At 53.5% G+C, this 4,941-nt stretch carries 5 protein-coding genes; 3 read left to right on the forward strand and 2 right to left on the reverse strand.

What is annotated here, in order from left to right:
- Positions 1 to 270 precede the first annotated feature (270 nt).
- Complete coding sequence (mscL, locus tag ACXJ5O_RS18875) at positions 271 to 684, forward strand: large conductance mechanosensitive channel protein MscL (RefSeq protein WP_457301238.1); 414 nt, start codon at positions 271 to 273, stop codon at positions 682 to 684.
- A gap of 117 nt (positions 685 to 801) precedes the next feature.
- Positions 802 to 1,968 carry a pyridoxal phosphate-dependent aminotransferase gene (locus ACXJ5O_RS18880; RefSeq protein ID WP_457301239.1) on the forward strand — a complete coding sequence of 389 codons (1,167 nt, stop codon included), beginning with the start codon at positions 802 to 804 and terminating at the stop codon, positions 1,966 to 1,968.
- A gap of 8 nt (positions 1,969 to 1,976) precedes the next feature.
- On the opposite strand, the gene hemA is transcribed toward ACXJ5O_RS18880, so the two are convergent.
- Positions 1,977 to 3,254 carry a 5-aminolevulinate synthase gene (gene hemA, locus ACXJ5O_RS18885; RefSeq protein WP_457301240.1) on the reverse strand — a complete coding sequence of 426 codons (1,278 nt, stop codon included), beginning with the start codon at positions 3,252 to 3,254 and terminating at the stop codon, positions 1,977 to 1,979.
- Between the two features lie 126 nt (positions 3,255 to 3,380).
- Positions 3,381 to 4,391 (reverse strand): allantoicase, encoded by a 1,011-nt coding sequence (alc, locus tag ACXJ5O_RS18890; RefSeq protein WP_457301241.1) that lies wholly within the window; start codon positions 4,389 to 4,391, stop codon positions 3,381 to 3,383.
- 125 nt (positions 4,392 to 4,516) lie between these two features.
- Between alc and ACXJ5O_RS18895 the strand changes: the two genes are divergently transcribed.
- On the forward strand, positions 4,517 to 4,941 hold a 425-nt coding region (locus ACXJ5O_RS18895), incomplete at its 3' end, for an NAD-dependent epimerase/dehydratase family protein (protein ID WP_457301242.1).

The raw sequence follows: 4,941 nt of genomic DNA on the forward strand, positions 1-4,941 counted from the left end.
ATTGAAAAGTAAACTATTATGACCAGTGATGCAGCCAAGGCCATCATGGGCCAAAACCTTCCGTCATCTTCCGTTAGCCGCTTCCCATCCAAATAAATTTTGGGTCAGCCGGAACTAGCATAATGTGCTGAGGCGACCCCTAATACTGTTAGAAAGAGCAAACACTCTCTTAATATTCTAAAAACTTCTGTTACTGTCTCTTGGTGCACCACAGCATCGCTAGGGACAGTTTCGCCTGCAATAACACACAATACTGGAGAGTGGTATATCATGCTGAAGGAATTCAAAGAATTTGCCTTGAAGGGAAACATGGTTGATCTCGCCATCGGCGTGATCATCGGTGGCGCTTTCGGCAGGCTGGTCGAGTCGATCGTCGCTGATCTAATGATGCCAATCATTGGCCTGTTGACGGGCGGTATTGATTTTTCCAACCTCTACCTCCAGCTTTCAGGCGCACCCGCTCCAACATTGGCGTCCGYCCGAGAAGCCGGTGCTACGATCGCTTATGGCAATTTCATCACGCTTCTTATCAACTTCCTGATCATAGCCTGGGTTTTGTTCATGGTAGTCAAGGCCATGAACCGCTTCAAAAAGAAGGAAGCAGCGGCCGATCCCGCGCCTGCGAAGGAAATCCTCATTCTTATCGAGATCCGCGATCTCCTCGCCAAAGACAGATCGAAGTAGTAACGCCAGAACACCTAACCGGCCCATCATTCGAACTGATGGAAACATCACAAATATACGCGTGCCAACAGCACCCCATTGCGCTACGCCTTTCACGATATTAAGCGGAGTACCGGGATGGGTCTTTTCGAGCATTTGCGTCATGAGGCAGCGGTGGCGCCCGAGAGCGGCATCGTTGCCGTAATGAATCACGGCCGACGTCAAGAAGGTGTCATTCCACTTTGGGCTGGTGAAGGTGATTTGCCGACACCCGATTTTATCAGGGATGCGGCCAGCACTGGCTTGGCCAATGGTGAAACATTCTATACGTGGCAGGCTGGTATTCCCGAACTGCGCCTGGCCCTTTCCGACTACTACAAACGGCATTTCAATGCAGAGCTTCCTGCTGAGCATTTTTATGTCACCGGCTCCGGCATGCATTCGATTCAGCTCGCCATTCAGGCGACGGCAGGTGCGGGAGACGAAGTTGTCTATCTTTCGCCCGCCTGGCCGAATTTCGCCGCGGCCGCAGGTGTTGCCGGTGCTACTCCGGTCCCCGTCACAATGGATTTTGCCGGCAATGGCTGGACGCTCGATACCCACAAGGTCCGCGATGCGATCACTCCACGGACCAAGGCGCTGTTTATAAACACGCCATCCAATCCTACGGGCTGGACGGCGGACATCGAAACGCTAAAGGAAATCCTGGCTATTGCCCGTCATCATGGCTTGTGGATCGTTGCAGACGAAATCTACGCACATTTCTACTATGGCGCCCGTCGTGCCCCGTCCTTCCTGGATGTGATGGACTCGGATGAACGCATCATTTTCGTCAATAGTTTTTCGAAAAACTGGGCGATGACCGGCTGGCGCATAGGTTGGCTAACGATACATCCCTCGCTCGGCAAAACGATGGAAAACCTCATTCAATATTCGACCTCCGGCGTTGCCCAATTCATGCAGCGTGGCGGTGTTGTGGCGCTTGAACAGGGCGATGATTTTATCCGCATGCAGGTGGAGCGGGCGCATCAGGCGCGGGACATTCTTTGTGCGAAGCTTTCGGCAACGGGCAGGGTGCGCTTGGCGCCGCCGGCCGGGGCATTCTATCTACTGTTCGGTATTGACGGAATTACCGATCCCTACCGCGCGGCCTTCGATATCGTCGATCAGGCAAAAGTTGGGCTTGCGCCCGGGACCGCATTTGGCAACGGAGGGACAGCCTATCTTCGCCTTTGCTTTGCCAGACGGATCGATCAGGTCGAAGAAGCCGCCGCCCGTCTTGCGGAATGGATCTCTAAACACTGAAGCGGACGTTAACCGCCGGCCTTGGAAATAGCGAGTGTTACGACGCGGTCGCTGGTCTCTATAGATGGTGCGCTTTCCTTTGAGAAAGGAATGCCTAGCGCCGTCCAGACTTCAACCAGTGCATCCTTCAACTCAACGACGAGTTCATTCGAGTGGAATGGCGTCGGCGTGATACGCAAGCGCTCGGTACCGCGTGGTACAGTCGGATAGTTGATCGGCTGGATGTAAATGCCATGCAGGTCGAGTAGCCGGTCGCTGGCCTTCTTGCACAATTCAGGATCGCCGACATGGATTGGAATGATGTGTGTCTCAGATTTCATAACCGGAAGATTGGCCTGCGCCAGCACATCTTTGGTAAGTTGTGCCTGACATTGATGCCTGCGCCGCTCTTCCTGAGATACTTTGAGATGCCGGATAGATTGCGTCGCTGCGGCTGCGATAACCGGGGGGAGTGCCGTCGTGAAGATGAAACCAGGCGCGTAGGAGCGTACGGCGTCGATCACGCTTTTGGAACCGGCGATATAGCCACCCAACGTGCCGAAAGCCTTGGCCAGCGTACCTTCGATAATGTCAATACGGTGTGACAAGCCTTCGCGATCGGTGATGCCTCCGCCCCGATTGCCATACATGCCGACAGCATGAACCTCGTCGATGTAGGTCATGGCGTTATATTCGTCTGCCAGGTCAGCAATGGCAGCGATAGGAGCAATATCCCCATCCATCGAATAGACCGATTCGAACACAATCAGCTTCGCGCGTTCCTTGCCTGCGGCCTTCAAAAGCTCTTCGAGGTGGGCGAGATCGTTGTGGCGAAAAATCTTCTTTTCCGCACCTGAACGGCGCACACCCTCGATCATAGAGGCGTGGTTCAGCTCGTCGGAAAAAATGAGGCAATTTGGCAAAAGCCGCGCAATGGTTGAAATCGAGGCTTCATTGGAGACGAAACCGGAGGTAAAAACCAGACCCGCTTCCTTCTGGTGGAGATCAGCCAGCTCTATTTCGAGTTCCACCAGCGGGTGGTTATTGCCGGAGATGTTGCGCGTGCCGCCTGCACCGGAGCCCATACGGCTCGATGCGTCATGCATTGCCTTGATGACGTCGGGATGCTGCCCCATGCCGAGATAATCGTTGGAGCACCAGACCGTAATTTCCCGGATATTGCCGGCGTCACGCCAAAGCGCACGCGGAAATTTCCCAACGATCCGTTCCAGATTAGCAAAGACCCGGTAGCGCTTTTCAGCGTGCAACTGGTCAATCGCGTCTTCGAAAAACCGACGATAGTCCATGAATTGCTCCTGTATCATGAACTTACTAGCGTTTTTGCCAGCCAAAATCCATGACGAGATTATGGGCAATTTGCCACGGTTCAAGCGAAACTCTCTTCACTAAATGTTTAAAGCGCAGGCAAACCGTCAAATAGTGCCGAAAACGCGTAAACGGCTGACGCCGCCATCAGGGAATATATTGAGACGTACGTGGCTTACTCGGTTTGCTGACACAAGATCGTTTGAGCTGAAGTCATGAACGGCATCCATGGAAAGTTTCTTCTCAGGCAAGATTTCCTGCCAGAACATGGAGGATGTGACAATCGACTGGGAAAGCCCGCCGGATACCGGTCCGAGATCGGCTCCATGGATAGAGCAGCGATCTGGATAATTCCCCTTATAATGCGCTGTGTCGACAACAACGCGGCTTATCTGACCGGGATGGCCGAGTTGAACGATGATCCAATCATTGCCAGGCTCACGGCGTCGGCGAGTTTCCCATCCGTCGCCCATGTTGATGCCTCGGCCCGGAGACAAAAGCCGGTGTAATGCGCCGTAATGGGCATCGGAATATGCAACGACACGTCCGCCATTTAAAGCGGAGGCAAGGTCTATTTCCTCATTGACGGGAATTTGCGACCAGTCACGCCATGGCTCGCCATAAACCCGCAGGCGCGCAATGCCGCCATCGGGATAGATAAGCAGACGAAGATGTGTCCAGACGCCCTTGTCAGCGCACACAAAAAAATGGTTGCTCGATGGTCCGAGTGGGCTTTGTGGCAAGAGTTCGAACCATGCGGTAGCGTCGGTCGGCTCAGTCTCGGATATGCAGGCTTCGATTGAACAAGCGGGCGGATAATTTCCGGTAAAATGACTGGTATCGACGTCGAAACCATAGATGATCCCGGGAGCCGCCAGCTTGATGACAGCAAAATCATGGCCGGGGCCCCGCTTGCGGCGGGACTCCCAACCATCCATCCATTTGCCGTGATCATCGTATTTGTCCGGAATGAACACAGCCGGTGCATCGAAAAGCATCCGTTCTACTGGAGCGAAAAAATCGTCTGTGGCAAAAATGGCTTGGGCACCTAGCCCGGCAGAGGCAAGATTTATACGGTTCGTTGCAAACTCGGGCAGTATTTCGTGGGAAGACACCATTGTTGCAATTCGTCCTAAAAAGCTACTGTATCTCGATTTACGTTTGGTAACGAGCTTTGCACACCTGTTTAAATGCGGCAAGATGAGCGCAAGACGGCATAGATGGAGATTAAGGGGCTTTGGCTATGACAGTGTTGGTGACCGGAGGCGCCGGATATATCGGCAGCCATATGGTCTGGGAGTTGCTGGATGCTGGTGAGTCTGTGGTCGTTCTTGACCGGCTCTCCACAGGATTCGATTGGGCGATACCTAGCGAGGCAAAGCTCGTTGTCGGCGATATCGGCGACCAGAGCCTGGTCCGTGAGACGATCGAACGCAACTACGTCGATGCAGTCATTCATTTTGCGGGTTCCGTGGTTGTCCCGGATTCGGTTCGCGATCCGCTTGCTTATTACGAGAACAATACATCAAAAACCCGGTCACTGATCGAATCAGTCGTAAAATCCGACGTGAAGAATTTCATTTTTTCGTCGACAGCAGCGGTCTATGGCGATGGCGGGATGACTCCGGTCACCGAGGACGTACCGACTCAGCCGCAATCCCCTTATGG

Source organism: Phyllobacterium sp. P5_D12 (genome assembly GCF_054049495.1).

Bases quoted from the DNA above. Each gene is read 5' to 3' on its own strand.
- hemA (WP_457301240.1), bottom strand. From the start codon at position 3,254: ATGGACTATCGTCGGTTTTTCGAAGACGCGATTGACCAGTTGCACGCT.
- ACXJ5O_RS18880 (WP_457301239.1), top strand. From the start codon at position 802: ATGGGTCTTTTCGAGCATTTGCGTCATGAGGCAGCGGTGGCGCCCGAG.
- alc (WP_457301241.1), bottom strand. From the start codon at position 4,391: ATGGTGTCTTCCCACGAAATACTGCCCGAGTTTGCAACGAACCGTATA.